Annotated in this window: 20 protein-coding genes; 10 read left to right on the top strand and 10 right to left on the bottom strand. The window is 60.1% G+C overall.

What is annotated here, in order from left to right; all coding sequences use genetic code 11:
* Window positions 1-46: 46 nt before the first annotated feature.
* Both ACR0AC_RS04160 and ACR0AC_RS04155 read right to left on the bottom strand, forming a co-directional pair.
* On the bottom strand, window positions 47-967 hold the full coding sequence (locus tag ACR0AC_RS04160; RefSeq protein WP_170452681.1) for a manganese-dependent inorganic pyrophosphatase: 921 nt from the start codon (window positions 965-967) through the stop codon (window positions 47-49).
* Window positions 968-1,073: 106 nt separating this feature from the next.
* Window positions 1,074-2,054, bottom strand: a complete 981-nt coding sequence (locus ACR0AC_RS04155) for a TraB/GumN family protein (RefSeq protein ID WP_170452679.1) — start codon at window positions 2,052-2,054, stop codon at window positions 1,074-1,076.
* A gap of 113 nt (window positions 2,055-2,167) precedes the next feature.
* Here ACR0AC_RS04155 and ACR0AC_RS04150 point away from each other — a divergent pair, with 113 nt between their 5' ends.
* From ACR0AC_RS04150 to ACR0AC_RS04125, 6 genes are all read left to right on the top strand, one after another.
* Window positions 2,168-2,842, top strand: a complete 675-nt coding sequence (locus ACR0AC_RS04150) for a DUF2161 family putative PD-(D/E)XK-type phosphodiesterase (RefSeq protein ID WP_170452677.1) — start codon at window positions 2,168-2,170, stop codon at window positions 2,840-2,842.
* Between the two features lie 152 nt (window positions 2,843-2,994).
* Entirely contained in the window at window positions 2,995-3,282 is a 288-nt protein-coding gene (gene groES / locus ACR0AC_RS04145) for a co-chaperone GroES (protein WP_170352338.1), read from the top strand.
* A gap of 55 nt (window positions 3,283-3,337) precedes the next feature.
* The gene (gene groL, locus ACR0AC_RS04140) at window positions 3,338-4,981 is read left to right on the top strand and encodes a chaperonin GroEL (RefSeq protein WP_170452676.1); all 1,644 of its coding nucleotides are present in this window, start codon (window positions 3,338-3,340) and stop codon (window positions 4,979-4,981) included.
* 176 nt (window positions 4,982-5,157) lie between these two features.
* Complete coding sequence (locus ACR0AC_RS04135; RefSeq protein ID WP_170452674.1) at window positions 5,158-6,000, top strand: DMT family transporter; 843 nt, start codon at window positions 5,158-5,160, stop codon at window positions 5,998-6,000.
* Window positions 6,001-6,038: 38 nt separating this feature from the next.
* Window positions 6,039-6,812, top strand: a complete 774-nt coding sequence (locus ACR0AC_RS04130; RefSeq protein WP_170452672.1) for an alpha/beta fold hydrolase — start codon at window positions 6,039-6,041, stop codon at window positions 6,810-6,812.
* On the top strand, window positions 6,809-7,960 hold the full coding sequence (locus ACR0AC_RS04125) for an alpha-D-ribose 1-methylphosphonate 5-triphosphate diphosphatase (protein WP_480582629.1): 1,152 nt from the start codon (window positions 6,809-6,811) through the stop codon (window positions 7,958-7,960). The genes ACR0AC_RS04130 and ACR0AC_RS04125 overlap by 4 nt, the downstream gene beginning before the upstream one ends.
* Window positions 7,961-8,024: 64 nt before the next feature.
* Here the strand turns inward: ACR0AC_RS04125 and ACR0AC_RS04120 are convergent, their stop codons facing one another.
* The 4 genes from ACR0AC_RS04120 to ACR0AC_RS04105 all read right to left on the bottom strand — a co-directional run bounded on the left by ACR0AC_RS04120 (window position 8,025) and on the right by ACR0AC_RS04105 (window position 10,624).
* Window positions 8,025-9,095, bottom strand: a complete 1,071-nt coding sequence (locus tag ACR0AC_RS04120) for a 5-(carboxyamino)imidazole ribonucleotide synthase (protein WP_170736465.1) — start codon at window positions 9,093-9,095, stop codon at window positions 8,025-8,027.
* 2 nt (window positions 9,096-9,097) lie between these two features.
* Window positions 9,098-9,853, bottom strand: a complete 756-nt coding sequence (locus ACR0AC_RS04115; RefSeq protein ID WP_170452667.1) for an NAD(P)-binding domain-containing protein — start codon at window positions 9,851-9,853, stop codon at window positions 9,098-9,100.
* Window positions 9,850-10,335 (bottom strand): 5-(carboxyamino)imidazole ribonucleotide mutase, encoded by a 486-nt coding sequence (gene purE / locus ACR0AC_RS04110; RefSeq protein ID WP_170452665.1) that lies wholly within the window; start codon window positions 10,333-10,335, stop codon window positions 9,850-9,852. Before purE ends, ACR0AC_RS04115 begins: the two co-directional genes overlap by 4 nt.
* A gap of 64 nt (window positions 10,336-10,399) precedes the next feature.
* The gene (locus tag ACR0AC_RS04105; RefSeq protein ID WP_170453145.1) at window positions 10,400-10,624 is read right to left on the bottom strand and encodes a DUF465 domain-containing protein; all 225 of its coding nucleotides are present in this window, start codon (window positions 10,622-10,624) and stop codon (window positions 10,400-10,402) included.
* A 163-nt stretch (window positions 10,625-10,787) separates the two neighbouring features.
* On the opposite strand from ACR0AC_RS04105, the gene ACR0AC_RS04100 reads away from it, so the two are divergent.
* The 3 genes from ACR0AC_RS04100 to ACR0AC_RS04090 all read left to right on the top strand — a co-directional run bounded on the left by ACR0AC_RS04100 (window position 10,788) and on the right by ACR0AC_RS04090 (window position 12,409).
* The gene (locus ACR0AC_RS04100; RefSeq protein WP_058275530.1) at window positions 10,788-11,201 is read left to right on the top strand and encodes an Hsp20 family protein; all 414 of its coding nucleotides are present in this window, start codon (window positions 10,788-10,790) and stop codon (window positions 11,199-11,201) included.
* Between the two features lie 5 nt (window positions 11,202-11,206).
* A complete protein-coding gene (locus ACR0AC_RS04095; RefSeq protein WP_050604806.1) occupies window positions 11,207-11,431 on the top strand; it encodes a DUF1150 family protein in 225 nt (74 codons plus the stop codon).
* 102 nt (window positions 11,432-11,533) lie between these two features.
* On the top strand, window positions 11,534-12,409 hold the full coding sequence (locus tag ACR0AC_RS04090; RefSeq protein ID WP_480872041.1) for a PhzF family phenazine biosynthesis protein: 876 nt from the start codon (window positions 11,534-11,536) through the stop codon (window positions 12,407-12,409).
* A gap of 86 nt (window positions 12,410-12,495) precedes the next feature.
* On the opposite strand, the gene ACR0AC_RS04085 is transcribed toward ACR0AC_RS04090, so the two are convergent.
* The 3 genes from ACR0AC_RS04085 to trxB form a co-directional block, all read right to left on the bottom strand.
* Window positions 12,496-14,214: a bifunctional sulfate adenylyltransferase/adenylylsulfate kinase gene (locus ACR0AC_RS04085; RefSeq protein ID WP_170452661.1), complete on the bottom strand. Its 1,719-nt coding sequence runs from the start codon at window positions 14,212-14,214 to the stop codon at window positions 12,496-12,498.
* 196 nt (window positions 14,215-14,410) lie between these two features.
* Window positions 14,411-16,102 carry an adenylate/guanylate cyclase domain-containing protein gene (locus ACR0AC_RS04080; RefSeq protein ID WP_480872040.1) on the bottom strand — a complete coding sequence of 564 codons (1,692 nt, stop codon included), beginning with the start codon at window positions 16,100-16,102 and terminating at the stop codon, window positions 14,411-14,413.
* Window positions 16,103-16,231: 129 nt separating this feature from the next.
* On the bottom strand, window positions 16,232-17,173 hold the full coding sequence (gene trxB, locus ACR0AC_RS04075; RefSeq protein ID WP_170452657.1) for a thioredoxin-disulfide reductase: 942 nt from the start codon (window positions 17,171-17,173) through the stop codon (window positions 16,232-16,234).
* Between the two features lie 215 nt (window positions 17,174-17,388).
* Between trxB and ACR0AC_RS04070 the strand changes: the two genes are divergently transcribed.
* Window positions 17,389-17,889, top strand: a complete 501-nt coding sequence (locus tag ACR0AC_RS04070; protein ID WP_170452655.1) for an Lrp/AsnC family transcriptional regulator — start codon at window positions 17,389-17,391, stop codon at window positions 17,887-17,889.
* Window positions 17,890-18,005: 116 nt separating this feature from the next.
* On the opposite strand, the gene ACR0AC_RS04065 is transcribed toward ACR0AC_RS04070, so the two are convergent.
* Entirely contained in the window at window positions 18,006-18,788 is a 783-nt protein-coding gene (locus ACR0AC_RS04065; RefSeq protein WP_170521706.1) for a Hint domain-containing protein, read from the bottom strand.
* Between the last annotated feature and the right edge of the window lie 139 nt (window positions 18,789-18,927).

Here is an 18,927-nt window from a genome sequence, read left to right as displayed (position 1 = left end):
AAAAGGCGCCCGGTTCGGACGCCTTTCACACGGGAATGACAGAAGATCAGACCTTCAGGTTCGGGATGATCTGTTTCTTGCGGCTCATGATGCCGGGCAGGACAACGGCGTCGCCCTCGACCGATGCGCCAAAGCTTTTCTCGGCAACGGTTTTGACCAGATCGTTCGGGACCAGCAGGGTGGCTTCTTCGTTCAGGATGTCCACGACGAACAGCAGAACCTGATCAACGCTGTCTTCCTTTGCCACATCGACCATGGATGCAGCCAAGCTGTCTTTTCGGTCCAGCACAACGCCCGGCGCGGTGGTTTCCAGAACAGAAACGCGGAACTTGGTGCCGTCGACCTCGTATTCCTTGCTGTCCATGCGGATCAGTTCGGCGTCCGAGAACGAGGACACATCCGACTTCGCTGCAAACATGTCAGCCGCATAGGCCGAGACGTCCAGACCCAGTTCAGCCGCCAGCTTCTCGGCCACGGCGCGGTCATGCGCGGTGGTGGTGGGCGAGCGGAATTCCAGCGTGTCCGACAAGATGCAGGTCAGCGCCGCGCCTTTGACGGCTTCGGGCATCTTGGCGGCATAGTCGCCCATCAGGTCAACCATGATGGTTGCCGTGCAGGCCAGCGGGCGCACGGTGATGTCGATCGGGCCCTTGGTTTCCAGCCCGCCGACCAGCTTGTGGTGGTCGATGATCGCGCGGATATCGGCGCTGTTGACACTCGCGGGCAGTTCCGCCGGGTTGTTGGTGTCCACGATTACAACCGGCGCGTCGGCCTCGACATCGTCGATGATGCGCGGCTTGGGCAGGTCCCAGCGTTGCAGCATAAAGGCCGCTTCGGTGTTGGGTTCGCCCAGCAGAACGGGCTCGGCCTGTTCGCCTTTCACTTCGTTCAGGTACCACGACCACAGGATCGGAGAACCGGTCGAGTCTGTGTCGGGAGATTTGTGGCCAAATACGAGGGTTGTCATGTCAGCTATCCTGAGGATTGGAAATTTGCGCGCCTTATAGGGTGCAAGGCACCGCTTGTCACCCGGTTGCGGCCTGCTGCGACTGTTGGTCTGCTATGCGCCTGGGTCAGAACGGCGCGCGGGTCAGCGTATACCCTTCCTGTTCCAGCAAGGCGAGAAGACCGAAATCATGGCTGAGATGCCCGGCACCCACGGCGATGACGGCGGTTTGATTCTGAATGGCGAGAATATGCCTCATCCAATTCGCGTTGCGGGTCACCAGCAGTTTCTGTTCGAACTGGTCCCATTCCGCGTTGTATTCGGTTTCGGACAGGCCCGAGGCCTCAAGCCCCTGCAACCGCGCCAGTTGCAGGATCTGGGCGTGCTGTTCCTCCAGATAGGCATTGGCCATGGTGGTCAGATGATTGGCGTCGCTTTGCATCGCCCCGGCCAGTCGCACCAACGAGTCCACCTGCTGATCCAGCGGCAGATCGTCGAACATGGTCATCAGGTCTTCGATCCGTTCCAGCGAGTGCTGGGGGATGCCGTTGGCCTCGGCCAGATCTGTCAGACGCGCGTCCATGCCGTATTTCGCGTCGGGGTTCTGCATCAGGCAGGGCGGAATGCCCAGCATCATGCTCAGAAACCAGGGCCGCATCTTGGCGGCCATCCAGCTTGGAATGCCCCGTTCCGTCAGCGACCCTGACAGGGCGGCCCAATCCTCGGCACTCATCAGCTCAATCAATGTGGGCCCCGAAGTGATCATTACCGGGCTCAGGTCCTTGGCCAAGCCCTGCTCAAACGTGTTCATCTCGGCCTGAGTGACCTCGAAATAAAAGGCGTCGGCCCGGCTCAAGGTTGGCGCCAACCGTTCGACCACCGCATCCATGCGCGCGTCGTTTGTGTGCAATGTGCCGATCAGATGCAGCGTGGTGTCGCCCTTGCGGGCGATCCAGTGGTTTCCTTCCGGATAGGGGATGTCAGCCAGTGCCTGATGCAGTTCCGAGCGGTCCGCTTCGGACATAAGCGGGCGCAGATCATGCCCCTCACACGCGGCGTTGGCCGTCATGGGGAGTAGCAGAAAACCGAACAGGGCCAACAGACGCATGGATGAACCTCAGAGATTTGTCAGGCGGGACGACCAAGGATGTAGTCATGCAAATGCAGCATATTCAAGGCAACCCGTCTGGCATTTCAGCCCAAAACGCATAGCATGGGCGCATGGAGCGCGAGCAGGATCTTTACCCCCCGATCAAGGCAATGTTGGAGGGGCAGGGCTATACCGTCAAAGGTGAGGTCGGCGCAGCCGATATTGTCGCCATGCGCGACGGGTCCGAGCCGGTGATCGTCGAGTTGAAACTGCGGTTCTCACTGGCCTTGTTCCATCAGGCTGTCGCGCGGCTGCGGATTAGCGATCAGGTGTATCTGGGGGTCAGCAAACCGACCGGACGCACGGCCCGGCGTGCCTTGCGGGACAATCTGGCCCTGTGCCGCAGATTGGGGCTGGGCCTGATCACTGTTCGCAAGGATGGGGTTGTCGAGGTTCAGTGCGATCCCGGCCCGTATGCGCCGCGCAAGAACAAAGCCAAGGCCGCGCGGATGTTGCGCGAATTTGACCGGTTGGAAGGGGACCCAAACGCGGGCGGCGCAACCCGTCATGGGATCGTTACGGCCTATCGGCAGGATGCGCTGAAATGCGCCGCCCATCTGGCTGAACATGGTGCCACCAAGGGGGCTGCGGTCGCATCGGCCACCGGCGTGCCCGCCGCCACCCGTTTGATGCGCGAAAACCATTACGGCTGGTTCGACAAGGTCGAAAAAGGCATCTATGCATTGTCGGATGCAGGGTCCGAGGGCCTGAAACACTGGGCTTACAGTTGGGAACAGGCCGACTGATCCTTTGTGGCAAAAAATCCGTATCGGCTTGTTGACTCGGGGTTTCAGACCCCCTAGCTATGCGTCGTTATCACTCACACACCCCGAGTGCTAGCGCCTCACCAGCCGGTGAGGGGAGGATAGATAAACTTTGAGCCCAAGGAGCTGCAAAGATGGCATTGAAACCGCTTCATGACCGTGTGCTGGTTCGCCGTACAGAAAGCGAAGAGAAAACCGCAGGCGGCCTGATCATTCCTGACAGCGCAAAAGAAAAGCCAAGCGAAGGCGAAGTCGTCGCAACCGGCGAAGGCGCGCGCAAGGACAGCGGCGAGCTGATCGCAATGGCTGTGAAAGCTGGCGACAAGATCCTGTTCGGCAAATGGTCGGGCACCGAGGTTCAGGTCGACGGCGAAGAGCTGCTGATGATGAAAGAAAGCGACATCATGGGGATCATCGAGTAAGCCCAAACGCTTTCTCTGATCTTCATTTCCAACTTATTTCTCAAGGAGAAACGACATGGCTGCAAAGGACGTCAAGTTCGACACCGATGCCCGTAACCGCATGCTGGCAGGCGTGAACATCCTGGCCGACGCTGTCAAAGTGACCCTGGGCCCCAAAGGCCGCAACGTGGTTCTGGACAAATCCTTCGGCGCACCGCGCATCACCAAAGACGGTGTTTCGGTTGCCAAGGAAATCGAACTGGAAGACAAGTTCGAAAACATGGGCGCGCAGATGGTGAAAGAAGTCGCCAGCCGCACCAATGACGAAGCCGGCGACGGCACCACCACCGCAACTGTTCTGGCACAGGCCATCGTTCGCGAAGGTCTCAAGCAGGTTGCAGCTGGCCTGAACCCGATGGACCTGAAGCGCGGCATCGACCTGGCAACTGCCAAGGTTGTTGCGGGCATCAAAGACGCATCGCGTGAAGTCAAAGACTCGGCCGAAGTTGCTCAGGTTGGCACCATCTCGGCCAACGGCGAAGCCGAGATTGGCCAGCAGATCGCGGATGCGATGCAGAAGGTTGGCAACGAAGGCGTTATCACCGTCGAAGAAAACAAAGGCCTGGAAACCGAGACCGATGTTGTCGAAGGTATGCAGTTCGACCGCGGCTACCTGTCGCCCTACTTCGTCACCAACGCAGACAAGATGATCGCAGAGCTCGACGACTGCATGATCCTGCTGCACGAAAAGAAACTGTCCTCGCTGCAGCCGATGGTTCCGTTGCTGGAGCAGGTAATCCAGTCGCAGAAGCCGCTGCTGATCATCGCAGAAGACGTTGAAGGCGAAGCGCTGGCAACTCTGGTTGTCAACAAACTGCGCGGCGGCCTGAAAATTGCTGCTGTCAAGGCACCGGGCTTCGGCGATCGCCGCAAAGCCATGCTGCAGGACATCGCGATCCTGACCGGCGGTCAGGTCATCAGCGAAGATCTGGGCATGAAGCTTGAGTCCGTCACCATGGACATGCTGGGCACCGCCAAGAAAATCGAAATCACCAAAGACGAAACCACCATCGTTGACGGTGCAGGCGAGAAAGCCGAGATCGAAGCCCGCGTTGGCCAGATCCGCACTCAAATCGAAGAAACCACCAGCGACTACGATCGTGAGAAGCTGCAAGAGCGTGTTGCCAAACTGGCAGGCGGTGTTGCCGTGATCCGCGTCGGCGGCATGACCGAAGTCGAAGTGAAAGAGCGTAAGGACCGTGTGGACGATGCTCTGAACGCGACCCGCGCTGCTGTGCAGGAAGGCGTTGTCGTGGGCGGTGGTGTTGCGCTGGTTCAGGCCGGTAAAGCACTGGAAGCTTTGGAAGGTGCAAACGCTGACCAGAACGCGGGTATCAACATCGTTCGCAAGGCCATCGAAGCGCCGCTGCGCCAGATCGCTGAAAACGCAGGTGTTGACGGTGCGGTTGTTGCTGGCAAGGTCCGTGAATCGTCGGACGCTGCATTTGGCTTCAACGCTCAGACCGAAGAATATGGCGACATGTTCTCGTTCGGCGTGATCGACCCGGCCAAAGTTGTCCGCACCGCTCTGGAAGATGCGGCATCGGTTGCTGGCCTGCTGGTCACCACCGAAGCAATGGTTGCCGACAAGCCTGCCAAAGAAGGCGCAGCACCCGGTGGCGGCATGCCCGACATGGGCGGCATGGGCGGCATGATGTAAGACGTCGTCTTTTTGGAAGACTGAGTTATGGGGTCGCCTTCGGGCGGCCCCGTTTCGTTTTGAATAGCCGCTGCGCGGCTATGCCTCCGGCGGAGGTATTTTTGAACAGAAGAAGATTTGGGTCGGCTGAGGCAATGTGAGTGTGCAAACCCAGCGGAACCGGCTATGCGGTTGGAATGAGATTGCTTCTGCTGACCGCCCTGACCATGTGCGCCTTTGCGGCGAACTCGATCCTGAACCGGCTGGCGATTGACAGCGGCGCCAGTGACCCGGCCAGCTTCGCAGTGTTTCGGGTGATGTCCGGTGCGGCGGTTCTGTGGGCGTTGGTACTGCTGCGCGGCGTCGCACTACCGCTGCGTTCGCGCAGGCGGATTGTGGGGGCTGGATCGTTGTCCCTCTATATGATCGGGTTTTCGCTGGCCTATTTGACCCTCGACGCGGGTCTGGGCGCGTTGATCCTGTTTGCGGTTGTGCAGATTACCATGTTTGCCGTCGGCGCGATCATGGGGGCGACGCCGACCATGCGGCAGGTCGCAGGGGCCGGGATTGCGTTGGCGGGTCTGACCTATGTGCTGTGGCCCAGCGGTTCGGTTCACGTCGATGCGCTGGGCGCGGGGCTGATGGTTGCGGCCGGGTTGGGCTGGGCGGTGTATTCCTTGGCAGGACGGTCCGAACCGGACGCGCTGGCAGGCACGGCTGCGAACTTTGTGGTTGCCTTGCCGATCACAGGGCTGGTGCTGGTCGGTATGGGTGGCAATTGGCAAATGACCGGTTTGGGGTATCTGCTGGCCGCGTTGTCTGGGGGCGTGACATCGGGCCTGGGCTATGCGCTTTGGTACCGTGTGCTGCCGCAGCTTTCCCCGTCGGTTGCGGCGGTGGTTCAACTCAGCGTGCCGGTGATCGCCATCGTCGGAGGTGTTGTCTTGTTGGGCGAGGTTGCTGGCCCGCGCCTGGTGGCAGGGACAGCTTTGGTTCTGGGCGGAATCGCCCTGGCCGTTCTGCGCCGGACCCGAGGGTAGGTCTTTCCACAGCTTCAGATCGGCGCTATTGGGCGGGTATGAGACTTCTGTGCGCCCTGATTTTCCTGTGTCTGCCTGCCGCGGCAAGTGCGAAATGCGTGATCCTGCTGCATGGGCTGGCACGGACCGAGGCGTCATTTTCGGTGATGGAGCAGCTGTTCAAGGCCCATGATTATACGGTCGTTCGGCCCGGATACCCGTCGACCGACATGGGCATACCCGAACTGGCCGAACAAACCCTGCCGGACGCGTTTGCGGCCTGTGGTGAGGACGAGGCCAACGTTGTGGCGCATTCGATGGGCGGCATCCTGTTGCGCTATTGGTTGCAGGACAACCATCCCGAAAACATGGGTCGCGCAGTCATGCTGGGCCCGCCCAATCAGGGCAGCCAACTGGTCGATGAACTCAGTGCATGGGAAGTGTTCGGCTATCTGAACGGCCCTGCCGGATTGCAACTGGGAACGGGGCCGGAAGGCATCCCGCGCAAGCTGCCTGCCGTGGATTTCGATCTGGGCGTGATCGCGGGTGAGAATTCTCTGAACCCTCTGTTCTCATCACTGATCGACGGCCCCGATGATGGCAAAGTGTCGGTTGAGACAACGAAGGTCGATGGCATGGCAGATCACATCGTTTTGCCGGTCACGCATACCTTCATGATGAACAACCCACGCGTCATGGCGCAGGCGCTGCATTTCATCGAATTCGGACAGTTTGATCCGCAAATCACGTGGCTCGACAGCGTGCTCGACGTCATCGAAGAAATCTGCATCGGCGAAGACTGTTCCGAGCCTGACTCGGAACCGACACGATGACCCGACTAAACCTTACGCTGACCGGCGCAGAGGTGCTGTTGCCGCAAGAGAGCCTGTCTCGCGCGCCGCTTTCGATCGCCGATGGGCAGGTGCAGGAAACGCAGGTTGGGCGCGAAGTTGACCTGTCCGGCTATGTCGTTTTGCCGGGGATCATCGACCTTCACGGCGACGGATTCGAACGCCACATCGCCCCGCGTCGTGGTGCGATGAAGCAGATGAACGAAGGCATCCTGTCCGTCGAGGCCGAACTGGCCGCAAACGGGATCACGACCGCCGTGCTGGCCCAGTTCTACAGCTGGGAAGGCGGTGTGCGGGGGCCGGAGTTCGCGGGGCAGGTGTTTGAGGCGATCCGGGCCGTCAAAACCGACACGGTCACCGATCTGATCCCGCAATTGCGGTTCGAGACCAATATGCTCGACGATTACGCTGGTATGGCCCGGCGCATCGCCGATTGGCAGGTCCCTTACGTGGTGTTCAACGACCACTTGCCACATGACCGGCTGGCCCAGGGCAAAAAGCCGCCGCGCCTGACCGGGCAGGCGTTGAAAGCCGGACGCAATCCTGACGCGCATTTCGAACTGCTTCTCGACATGCACGCGCGCCGGGGTGACGTTCCCGCAGCGGTTGAGGCGCTCAGCGCCGAGCTCTCGGAAATGGGTGTTCGTCTGGGCAGCCATGACGACGCAACCGCCGAGACCCGTGCCTGGTGGCGGGATCAGGGTGCCCTGATCGCCGAGTTTCCGGAAACGCTGGAGGCGGCCGAGGCCGCGCGCCTGGCCGGTGATCACGTCATACTCGGGTCGCCGAACGTTGTGCGCGGTGGGTCACACAAAGGGAATGCAAGCGCGGTCGAACTTGTCGCGATGGGCCTTTGCGACGCTCTGGCGTCGGACTACCACTATCCCAGCCCCCGCCGTGCCGCGCTGATGCTGGCCAAGTCTGGCGTTCTGGATTTGGCAGGCGCGTGGGGCCTGATCTCGTCCGGTCCCGCAAGTGTTCTTGGCCTGACGGATCGCGGCACGCTTGAACCGGGCAAACGCGCCGATCTGGTCATTCTGGACGCGCAAACCTACCGTGTCGCCGCGACGCTGGCGGCAGGGCGCGTCAGCTACATGTCCGGAGATATCGCGGCCCGGTTCATCACCTGATCCCGGCCCGCCTTCTTCTGTTCAAAAATACCTCCGCCGGAGGCATCGCGCGTCAGCGCGATTTTCAGCCCCGAACGATCCGGTTGAAATGACCCATCTTGCGGCCCGGCTTGACCTCGGCCTTGCCATACAGATGCAGGGCGACATCCCGTTCCTGCGCCAATTCAGGTACGCGGTCCATGTCGTCACCAATCAGGTTCTCCATCACCACGTCCGAATGACGTTGGCCATCACCCAGAGGCCAGCCAGCTACTGCCCGGATATGCTGTTCGAACTGATCCACGGCGCAGCCATTCTGCGTCCAGTGGCCCGAGTTGTGGACGCGCGGGGCGATTTCATTCACGATCAGGCCCTCTGGCGTCACAAACAGCTCGACACCCATCACGCCGACATAGTCCAACGCGTTCAGAATATTGGCCGCCAGCAGGATCGCGTCGCTGCGTTGCGCAGGCCGCAGTCGGGCAGGGATGGTCGTTGTACGCAGAATGCCATCGCGATGGACATTTTCGCCGGGATCGAAACAGGCCACCTGACCGTCCAGACCGCGCGCCGCGATGATTGATACCTCGTGGCTGAAATTGACGAAGCCTTCCAGAATCGCAGGTGCTCCGGCCATGTCGGCCAAAGCCGTCTCGGCATCCTCGGGCGTGCTCAGGCGCGCCTGTCCTTTGCCGTCATAGCCAAAGCGGCGGGTTTTCAGGATGGCAGGCGCGCCGATCTGGTCAATCGCGGCCTCAAGGCTGGCCATATCGGTGATGTCCGCAAAGGGCGCAGTGTTCAGTCCCAGATCCTGAAGAAATGTCTTTTCGGTCAGGCGGTCCTGACTGACCCGCAGTGCCTCGCGTCCGGGGCGAATGGGGCGGTGGGCTTCCAGAATGTCCAGCGCCTCGGTGGGGATGTTTTCGAATTCATAGGTGATGACATCGACCGATTCCGCGAAGGCTTTCAGCGCCTCGGCATCGTCATAGGCCGCCGTTGTCACCCGATCTGCGACCTGTCCCGCAGGCGGGTTTGCGCCGGGCTCATAGATATGGCTGACAAAGCCCAGCCGTGCCGCCGCAACCGATAGCATCCGGCCCAATTGACCACCGCCCAGAATTCCAATCGTTGCGCCGGGGGCGAGCATCTTTGTCATCATCAGGTCTCCAACCGTTTGCCAATCGCCGCCAGGGCCGCGTTCAGCGCGTCATGTGCTTTGCCCGAACGTAAACTCTCGGTCATTTGCAGGCTCAGCGTTCCATCGGTGGCCAGCGCATCTCGTTCGGCCGCCAGTCGCCCCGCTTTGCCTTTTTCCATCGCGGAAAGAAAGCCCGAGAACAGCTGTGTTGTATAAAATTCCGCACTGTCTGCGTCGCCTGTCTGCCCGGCCAGCCATTCCGAACCGGTTGCCATCAGATCCAGCAGGCCCGGCACCATGGCGCAAATCGCGAAATGGGCGTTCAGGGCGGCCTCACTCTCGACCTTGATCACGGGGTTTTCCGGCTCGAACAGATCGGCCAGCAGGCGATCATTGCCCAATGCAGCCAAAGGGCACCCGCCGGTTTCCAGAAAGCCCAGAGGAATGGTTTGAACAAAATCCTTCGCAGGCGCGCAAAGCTCGGCCAGTTGATCCGAAGGGACTGCAGCCATGACCGACACGATTTGCTGATCGGCGCGGAACGTCAGCGGGGTCAGAATGTCGGCGGCCACATGCGGGCGCAGGCACAGAAAGAGGATCTCGGAAGCGTCAATGACGGTTTGCGGGTCCGTGACGGTCACGCCGAGTTCCGATTTCAGTTTCGCCGAGACCTCAGCGTTGCGTTGGGTGACCCAGATGTCATGCCCCTTGGCTGCCAGAAAACGCACCATCGGCGCTGCGATGTGCCCGGTTCCGACAAAGCCGATGCGGCTCATCCCTCGGGCTCTTGAGCGATTGAGGCCGACAGGGCCGCGCGCCACGCATCCAGCCGTTCAGCCAAAGCGTCATCCTGCAGGGCCAGAATTCCGGCAGCCATCAGCCCCGCATTTGCGCCGCCAGCGGACCCGATGGCCATGGTGGCAACAGGAAACCCCTTGGGCATCTGCACGATGGAATAAAGCGAATCGACGCCGGACAAGGCCCGCGTCTGCACCGGAACACCGATCACCGGCACGCGGGTTTTCGACGCCATCATGCCCGGCAGATGTGCCGCACCGCCTGCACCGGCAATAATCACGCTCAGACCACGTTCAACAGCGGTTTTGCCATAGTCCCAAAGACGGTCCGGTGTGCGATGGGCCGACACGATGCGCTTTTCATAAGCCACACCCAACTCGTCCAGAATATCTGCGGCTTCTTTCATCGTGGGCCAGTCCGACTGGCTGCCCATGATGATCCCGACCTTGACGTTACCCATCCGCTAAATCCCCGCCCGTTTGCAGAGCGCGCACTATATCCAAATCCGCCTTCGTGGCAATGCGTTAGGCGATGATGTCCGGGGTCAGGCGATCCTCGATCAGACGGATAATGTCTTTCAGCCGCAATTTCTGCTTTTTCAACCGTTTGATCGTCAGTTGATCCGCCGTTCCGGTGGATTGCAGCGCCTCGATAGCTTCGTCCAGATCGCGGTGCTGTCGTCGGAAAACCTCAAGCTCAACCCGCAGAACGTCATCTGTTTTCATCGAAAGGTCGGTGGGCGCGTTCATTGGCGACTCGGGCTGGTTGTGGTGCGTCATCAACAAGATAGTGTGTCAGACGTTATCGCGCCAGACCTTGTGGACATCCTGGTTTCTTCCCATATTCTATTATGCGCGGTTGCCGGAACGGGGCCGCACAACACGTCGCTTTGGCAATAAAGGACGAGAAAACGTGTCAAAACTTACTCTTGGCTCTTACCCGCATCTTTTGGGGTTCGAGCAGTTGGAACGCCTTCTGGAACGGTCTGCAAAGGCTGGTAATGAAGGGTATCCGCCCTACAACATCGAACAGACCTCGGACTTTTCGTACCGCATCACTCTGGCGGTGGCCGGGTTCGCGGAAGAGGATCTGTCGATCACGATCGAGGATCGCCAACTGGTGATCCGGGGCCGTCAACGCGACGACAGCGAGGGGCGCATATTCCTGCACCGTGGCATCGCGGCGCGTCAGTTTCAGCGCATGTTCGTGCTGGCAGACGGTGTCGAGGTCGGTGAGGCGATCATGGAAAACGGTCTGCTGCATGTGGATTTGACCCGCGCCGTGCCGGAAACCGTGGTTCAGACAATCAACATACGGAAGGGGTAAGAGCAATGAATACACCGATTGAGATCAACACCGAAGGCGACCGTATCGTTTATGTCAAAACGGTTGAGGTGGCCGATCTACCGCGTGATCTGCGCGATCAGGCAGGCGATCTGGATCAGCTTTATGCGGTCCATGACTCGGATGGCCAGCAATTGGCGCTGGTGGCCGACCGCAAGCTGGCCTTTGTGCTGGCCCGACAGCATGACCTGTCCCCGGTGGCCGTTCACTGAACGGCCCCGTCACGCCCGATTGGGCGTGACATTCCCAGCGACACGCGCGACACATGACCACAGGCGGATGCCGCCGCATCATCTGTGTCAGGGAGTTTTCGCATGAGCTGGTTTGACTTCGATTGGGTAGACGCGTTCAGCGCCCGGGCCTTTGGCGGTAACGGCTGTGCCGTGGTGCACGAAGGCGCGGAACTGCCCGAGAATGTGTGCATGGCCTATGTCCGGGAAACCTCGCTGGTAGAATGCACCTTTACCGGCCCGTCCGAGGTGGCCGATATTCGCGTCCGGTACTTTCTGGCCAGCCGTGAGATTCCCTTTGCCGGGCATCCGACAATTGCGACAGTTGCCGCGATGCGGTCGCGCGGGATGATTTCGGGCGATGCGCTGACCCTGGAAACCGGGGCCGGGATTGTGTCGATCCGGTTGATCGGGGACCAGATCGAAATGACGCAAGTCGCGCCGCAGTTCGGCGTACATGTTCCAGCGGAATTGGTGGCCTCGGCCATCAGCCTGCCGGAAAGCGCCATTATCTCGCCGCCGCAACTGGTTTCCACCGGGTTGCCGTTCTGTATCACGGTCCTGCGCGATCACGATGCCCTGCGCGCGGCACGGCTGGATGAAGGGCCATTGCGAGAAGTAGCCGCCGCCGCTGGCTATTCGGGCTCGGATATGGCGGAACCGTTTCTGGTGACGCTGCAAGGCGCGACATCTGCGGGGGACACGTTCTCGCGCCTGTTGCTGGCACCGCCCAGCCCGCCCGAGGATCCGTTCACCGGATCAGCAACCGGCGCGATGGCGGCTTATATTTGGAAATACGGCTTGATGGGCAAGGACAGTTTCATTGCCGAACAAGGCCACGATATGGGCCGTCCCGGACAGGCGACTGTAACCTGTGTTGGACCACCTGACGCCATGACCGGGATTAAGGTCGCAGGGTGCGGCCATATCCTGATGCGCGGGCAGGTCGATTTGGGCTAAGGCTCAACGAAACTTGGCTCGGTGACAGTTTGGAAACAAAAAAGCCCCCGGCGAACCGGGGGCTTTTCATTCAGTATGCCTTTAGATCAGGTCGCGGCGATCAGACCCATGCTTTCCAGCTTCAACAAAACCTGATGGGCGCAGTTGTCCACATCCACATTCTCGGTCTCGACCGTCAGCTCGGGGTTCTGGGGCACGTCGTAGGGGTCTGAAATGCCGGTGAATTCCTTGATCTTGCCCTCACGCGCCAGTTTATACAGGCCCTTGCGGTCGCGCCGTTCGCATTCCTCGATGCTGGTGGCCACGTGAACCTCGCAGAAAGCACCAAACTGCTCGACATCTTCGCGCACCGCGCGACGGGTGGTGGCGTAGGGCGCAATCGGAGCACAAATGGCGATACCACCGTTCTTGGTGATCTCGGACGCGACATAGCCGATGCGGCGGATGTTCAGGTCGCGATGCTCTTTCGAGAAACCAAGCTCGGATGACAGGTTCTTACGAACGATGTCCCCATCCAGCAGCGTGACCGGGCGGCCACCCATCTCCATCAGCTTGACCATAAGCGCGTTGGCGATGGTGGATTTGCCCGAGCCCGAAAAGCCGGTGAAGAACACGGTAAAGCCCTGCTGGCTGCGCGGCGGCTTGGTCTTGCGCAGCTCGGCCACAACCTCAGGGAAGCTGAACCATTCCGGAATTTCCAGCCCTTCAGCCAGACGGCGGCGCAGTTCGGTGCCCGAGATGTTCAGGATCGTGACGTTATCCTTGTCGGCGATCTCGTCATTCGGTTCGTACTGGGCGCGTTCCTGCACATAGACCATGTGTTTGAAGTCGACCATTTCGACGCCGATTTCATCCTGGAACTGACGGAACAGGTCCTGTGCATCATAGGGACCATAGAAATCCTCACCGGCGGAATTCTTGCCGGGGCCAGCATGGTCGCGGCCGACGATGAAATGGGTGCAGCCGTGGTTGGCGCGGATCAGGCCGTGCCAGACCGCCTCGCGCGGGCCAGCCATGCGCATCGCCAGATTCAGCAGCGACATCGAGGTGGTGGATGCGGGGTATTTGTCCAGCACCGCCTCATAGCAGCGGACGCGGGTAAAGTGGTCCACATCGCCCGGTTTGGTCATGCCGACAACCGGGTGAATCAACAGGTTGGCCTGCGCTTCCTTGGCGGCGCGGAAGGTCAGTTCCTGATGTGCACGGTGCAGCGGGTTGCGGGTTTGGAACGCAACGATGCGACGCCAGCCCAGCTTGCGGAAATAGGCGCGCAGCTCGTTCGGGGTGTCGCGGCGGGCGCGGAAATCATAGTGCACCGGTTGCTGGATGCCGACAACGGGACCACCCAGATAGACCTTACCGGCGACGTTGTGCAGATAGTTCACCGCAGGGTGCGCGTCGTCATCGGCGCCAAACACCTTTTCAGCCTCGCGTGCCTTGTCCGGCGTCCAGCGGTCGGTCACGGTCATGGTGCCCAGAATAACGCCTTCCTGATCGCGCAGGGCAATATCCTGACCCAGCTCGATGTTGTCTGCAAAATCCTCGCTGACGTCCAGCGTGATTGGCATCGGCCACAGGGTGCCATCGGCCAGACGCATATTCTCGACGACGTTGTCGTAATCGGCCTCGGACAGGAAGCCTTTGAGCGGGTTGAACCCGCCATTCATCAGCAGTTCCAGATCGCAGATTTGGCGCGGGCTCAGATCCCAGCTGGTCAGATCGGCGGCGTCGACCTTCAGTTTCTGTGCCGACTCGTAGGACACATACAATTCAGGGATCGGGGCCAGATTACTTAACATCGTCATCAGAATACTCTTGTCGCAGTGTTGGATTGCCGGTGATTCTCGGTCTTTTGAGGGGCGTTTGCCCCGACTTTGGCCCGAAGTCCACAAGCGGTTGTGAAACAAAGGACGATATGCGCTGATTTCCTCCGAAATGGAAGGATTTTCCATATGCTACGTCGGATTGCGACCGCAGTTCCGGACCGAATGCGATTTCGGGTCAGCCAGAGTATGCCTGTTCTTGTGTCACCGATGCCTCGCGCAGGTCGGCGGTACGGGTGACCGGCAGCGCCGGTACGGGTTGGCTGACGCCGCGCAATTGGAACAGGCGGATGCGGTCGGGGTTGATTGTCAGGTCAGCGGCTTGCAGCAACTCGTCCGACACCAACAACTCGACGCCCAGCGCCTTGGTTTCGCTTTCCAGGCGGCTGGCGACGTTGACCGCATCGCCGATAATCGTTTGCGAGGCATGGCCCGCCGCGCCGATCTCACCCAACACCAGATCGCCCAGATGCAAGCCCATGCCGATGCGGATGCCGGGGCTGCCTTCAGCCTCTAGCCGTTGATTGAAGCTGTCCAGCGCCAGGCTGATCTCTATCGCCGCCCGCAACCCGGCCTTCGCTGACGCCGTTGCGTCGGGCTTGTTGAACACCGCAAGCAGGCCATCGCCCATGTATTTGTCGACAATGCCGCCTGCGTCGGTAATGGCTGGAACGATTGCATCGAAAAACCGGTTCAACAGAAAGACGATGTCATAGGGCAATTGGCCGGTCGTGCGGGCCGTGAACCCGCGCATGTCCAAAAACAGAACGGCCAGTTGCCGTTCCTGCCCTTGGCTTGCATGGCCCCGATTGCGCCCGCCATCGGGGCGAAACACGCGAAAGACGGTCAGCGGCTCGGTCGGGTGAATCTGGCACGCCAGCCGTGTTTGCGCAGAGGCCCCGACCGCTGCCAGACTGCGGGCCTCGACATCGCTGGGGGCCTCAAGCTGGGCGCCGCCCTCTTCGACAATGACGCGACAGGTGGTGCACCGCCCCTTGCCGCCACACAGCGCAGTGTGGGGAATGCCATTGGCTTGTGAGATTTCCAGCAAGGTCATGCCCTTTTCTGCGACGACCTCGGGCCCACGTGCATATTTGATGCGAACCGAGTGCCTGCGACGCCAAAGCTTGCGCCCGACAAAGATGGCCCCGCAAGCGCCCAGAGTGATCAGAAAGGCCAGAACCGCGTTATCCTTGACCGTGAACATGGTCTGGAAGGCTTCGGGTGAGGGCCAGTTGTAATGCTCGATATATTGTTGTCGCAGAAACTCATCCGCGAAATCGGCCCAGATGCGCCGGCCCTCGGTCAGAACGCCCGCCAGCGCGAACGACGGAACAAAGACCGCAACGCCGATCAGGTAGGGCACGGTTTTCGACCACCACGACGTCAGGCGCAGCCACATGTGCAACCCGATGCAGCCATGGACCCATACAATCAACAGCAGCAGGCTTTGCATCCAGACTGCCGAGCTGGGCCACATCAGGATGATGATATAGCCCATCTCATCATTGACGCCGTAAATCTCGTGGGCGACGCGCGTGTGAATGATGTGGGAAATCAGTTGCAGCGGGATCAGCAGGCCCAGCACGATCTGCAACGCGGTGCTGAGCGGCATCCTGAGCGTTCTGCGCTGGGCGATCGAGGCCAGCGACAACCCCGCATGCACGATCAGCGCCGCATAGAGCAAGACGCTGACGACATCATGCCGTGTGACCGCTTTTCGGCCATCCTGCATCCCGTGCAGATAGTCGGTGTGAAACAGGCCCAGACCGATATTGATGAAGTGGAAGAAGGCAAAGACGAACAGAACCAGACCGCTGCCGATCCTGAGCCGGGTTGCCCACCCGCCGCGCCAGAGTGCGTTGTCCAATGCCAGTACCCGCAAATGCTTCGTCAGGGCCGAGTGTGCGGGGCCGCCCGGCAAGGGTCAAGCCGACCTGCATAGGTGCGGGAAAAACGGCCAAGGGTGTGGGGTTCAGCCACACCCCTGGCCCCAGACTTATTCCTGTTCCGCCAGAAAACGTTCCGCATCCAGCGCGGCCATGCAGCCCATTCCGGCGCTGGTCACGGCCTGACGATAGATGTGGTCGGTCAGGTCGCCCGCCGCAAAAACGCCCGGTACGGACGTTTCGGTCGAGCCCGGCTTGGTCACGACATAGCCGCCCATATGGGTGTCCAACGTGTCCTTGACCAACTCGTTCGCGGGCGCGTGGCCGATGGCGACGAAGACGCCTTTGCAGGGGATCTCGGTGATCTCGCCGGTCTTGACGTTTTTCACGCGGACACCCTCGACGCCTAAAGGTGCATCGGTGCCAACCACTTCTTCCAGTTGGTGAAACCACAGCGGCTCGATCTTTTCGTTCTTTAACAGGCGATCCTGTAGGATCTTTTCGGCCCGCAATTCGTCACGGCGGTGGATCAGCGTCACCTTGCTGGCGAAGTTGGTCAGGAACAGCGCCTCTTCCACGGCGGTGTTGCCGCCGCCGATCACAACGATCTCTTGCCCGCGATAGAAGAACCCGTCGCAGGTGGCGCAGGCCGAAACGCCGAAGCCTTTGAATTTCTCTTCCGACGGCAGGCCCAGCCACTTGGCGCGCGCGCCTGTCGCCAGAATGACGGCATCGGCCGTGTATGTGGTCCCGCTGTCACCCTTGGCGGTGAAGGGGCGCTGGCTGAGATCCAGATCGTTGATGATATCGCCGATCACCTCGCAGCCCATCGCCTTGACGTGGTCCTGCATGCGCACCATCAGATCGGGGCCCTGAACCTCGGTATCGCCGGGCCAGTTTTCAACCTCGGTCGTGGTGGTCAACTGCCCGCCGGGCTCGATTCCCTGCACCAGAATGGGCTCCAGCATCGCCCGGCTGGCATAGACGCCTGCGGTATATCCTGCCGGTCCAGATCCGATGATCAGAACCTTGGTGTGTCGTGTGTCGGCCATTGTACCCCCGCTCGAACTGCCTGAATTGGGCCGTTTGCCCGTCGCCCCGATATAGCGACGCGGGGGCAGGGCTTAAAGCCCTTTCCTGTCCGGGCTCATTTTCCCAGGCGCGGGCAAATTCGCGACCCGTCACCGAATAATATTGCGCCCCTGCGAAACATTATTGCGCACTCGGTGGGTGCTGATATAAGAACCGAAAAAATCAGGAGCATTTTATGGTCACGACGCGGCTGGATGAGATTGATCGTAAGATTCTGGCAGAGTTGCAGGCAGACGGTCGCATGACCAATGTCGAACTGGCCAAACGCGTCGGGATTTCGGCCCCGCCCTGTTTGCGCCGTGTGCGCACGCTGGAGGAATCCGGCTATATCACCGGATACCACGCCGAAGTCAGCGCGCGCGAACTGGGGTTTGAGGTGCAGGTTTTTGCAATGGTCGGTCTGGACAGTCAGGCCGAAGCCGAGCTGCGCGCTTTTGAAGACCGGTGCCGTGAATGGCCATTGGTCCGTGAATGCCACATGCTGAATGGCGAGGTAGATTTCATTCTGAAATGCGTGGCCCCCGATCTCAGCAACTTTCAGCAGTTCTTGACCGGAGAGTTGCTGACCACGCCGAACGTGGCCAGCGTTAAAACGTCGCTTGTTATCCGCGGCGCAAAAGACGAACCAGGCGTGCCATTCGACGTTCTGGAAGAACGCATGAACCGGACGGCATGAACCGCATCTGATTCTGATGTGTTTGACAGGGCGGCAGCATTGCTGCGACCGCCAAGGATACAATCCAACTTAGTAATATCTGCATAATGCCCCCAGGATGCAGTAATCGTTAACGTTTACGCAGTGATCGCGTCCACCTCTCCGTCTCCGGCGCGCGGCATCAGCAGCGGGCCAAAATCGCTCAGCGATTCGATATGCGCGAACAGGTTCAGGTAAATCGACCGCAAGGAATGGCTGATCATCCGAACCGCGTTTACTCCTGGGTGATAGGTTTCGAACTGTAAACCATCAACCCGAATGACCGAATGTTTTCTGAGGCAAATGTGAAACAGTTCCACCGGGGTCGGCGGCATTGTTTCAATCACGCTCATCCCATCCTGAAATTCCGCAACGGGCGTCAAAACCGGCGCGTCGCCATGCAGGTGTCGCAAATGCGCAGGTGTCCCCAGTAAACGCGCCGCCGGACCGGCGATAACGCCTGACATCGGCTTTTGCATTCCAAACGTGTCGGCCATGATTCGCGTCAGGGGTCGTGTGCGCCCCCGCGAATCCTCGCGTCCGGGGATCAGGGTGACAGACCCTTTCCAAACGATGGTTTCCGATGTGCCATCCTGCGTCAGGACCGTATCCCCCGGCAACAGATCTTCGATTGCCATCGGTCCTTGTTCTGTCTCGACCAGCGAGCCGCGCGAAAAGGCGCAAAACGCGTCTTCGAACATGGGCAGAGCTGGTGCGATGTGGCGTGTCTGCGCGATATCCCCGTTATCGAGCAGCGTGCAAACCTCGTATCGGCGCAGTTGCGCCTTGGGTTTGGCGGTTGGTCTTGGAGCCTCGCGCAGTAAAGCCGACGTTTCGACGGCATTTCTGGCTGCGCGGGCCAGTGAATTAGGAATAGTCATTAATATTCCTTCCCCTCTAATCTCCGAACAGACGGGGCGTACCCCCGTGCAGGCCCGCCTGACGGAACAGTTCTTTGCCTTGAAATGAATGAGAGACCTTTGGGCACCCGTAATCGCAGTGCACAGCGAGAAAAACGTC

This window comes from Ruegeria sp. H7, from assembly GCF_056532945.1.
The sequence above is the reverse complement of the archived record's forward strand: the minus strand, read 5'-3'. Positions and strand labels throughout refer to the sequence as shown.

Coding starts and splice junctions, on each gene's coding strand:
- ACR0AC_RS04130 (WP_170452672.1), top strand. CDS start 6,039: ATGAGACTTCTGTGCGCCCTGATTTTCCTGTGTCTGCCTGCCGCGGCA.
- ACR0AC_RS04095 (WP_050604806.1), top strand. CDS start 11,207: ATGAATACACCGATTGAGATCAACACCGAAGGCGACCGTATCGTTTAT.
- ACR0AC_RS04135 (WP_170452674.1), top strand. CDS start 5,158: ATGAGATTGCTTCTGCTGACCGCCCTGACCATGTGCGCCTTTGCGGCG.
- ACR0AC_RS04115 (WP_170452667.1), bottom strand. CDS start 9,853: ATGAGCCGCATCGGCTTTGTCGGAACCGGGCACATCGCAGCGCCGATG.
- groL (WP_170452676.1), top strand. CDS start 3,338: ATGGCTGCAAAGGACGTCAAGTTCGACACCGATGCCCGTAACCGCATG.
- ACR0AC_RS04085 (WP_170452661.1), bottom strand. CDS start 14,214: ATGACGATGTTAAGTAATCTGGCCCCGATCCCTGAATTGTATGTGTCC.
- ACR0AC_RS04160 (WP_170452681.1), bottom strand. CDS start 967: ATGACAACCCTCGTATTTGGCCACAAATCTCCCGACACAGACTCGACC.
- ACR0AC_RS04155 (WP_170452679.1), bottom strand. CDS start 2,054: ATGCGTCTGTTGGCCCTGTTCGGTTTTCTGCTACTCCCCATGACGGCC.
- ACR0AC_RS04065 (WP_170521706.1), bottom strand. CDS start 18,788: ATGACTATTCCTAATTCACTGGCCCGCGCAGCCAGAAATGCCGTCGAA.
- ACR0AC_RS04150 (WP_170452677.1), top strand. CDS start 2,168: ATGGAGCGCGAGCAGGATCTTTACCCCCCGATCAAGGCAATGTTGGAG.
- trxB (WP_170452657.1), bottom strand. CDS start 17,173: ATGGCCGACACACGACACACCAAGGTTCTGATCATCGGATCTGGACCG.
- groES (WP_170352338.1), top strand. CDS start 2,995: ATGGCATTGAAACCGCTTCATGACCGTGTGCTGGTTCGCCGTACAGAA.
- ACR0AC_RS04070 (WP_170452655.1), top strand. CDS start 17,389: ATGGTCACGACGCGGCTGGATGAGATTGATCGTAAGATTCTGGCAGAG.
- ACR0AC_RS04105 (WP_170453145.1), bottom strand. CDS start 10,624: ATGAACGCGCCCACCGACCTTTCGATGAAAACAGATGACGTTCTGCGG.
- ACR0AC_RS04120 (WP_170736465.1), bottom strand. CDS start 9,095: ATGACAAAGATGCTCGCCCCCGGCGCAACGATTGGAATTCTGGGCGGT.
- ACR0AC_RS04090 (WP_480872041.1), top strand. CDS start 11,534: ATGAGCTGGTTTGACTTCGATTGGGTAGACGCGTTCAGCGCCCGGGCC.
- purE (WP_170452665.1), bottom strand. CDS start 10,335: ATGGGTAACGTCAAGGTCGGGATCATCATGGGCAGCCAGTCGGACTGG.
- ACR0AC_RS04125 (WP_480582629.1), top strand. CDS start 6,809: ATGACCCGACTAAACCTTACGCTGACCGGCGCAGAGGTGCTGTTGCCG.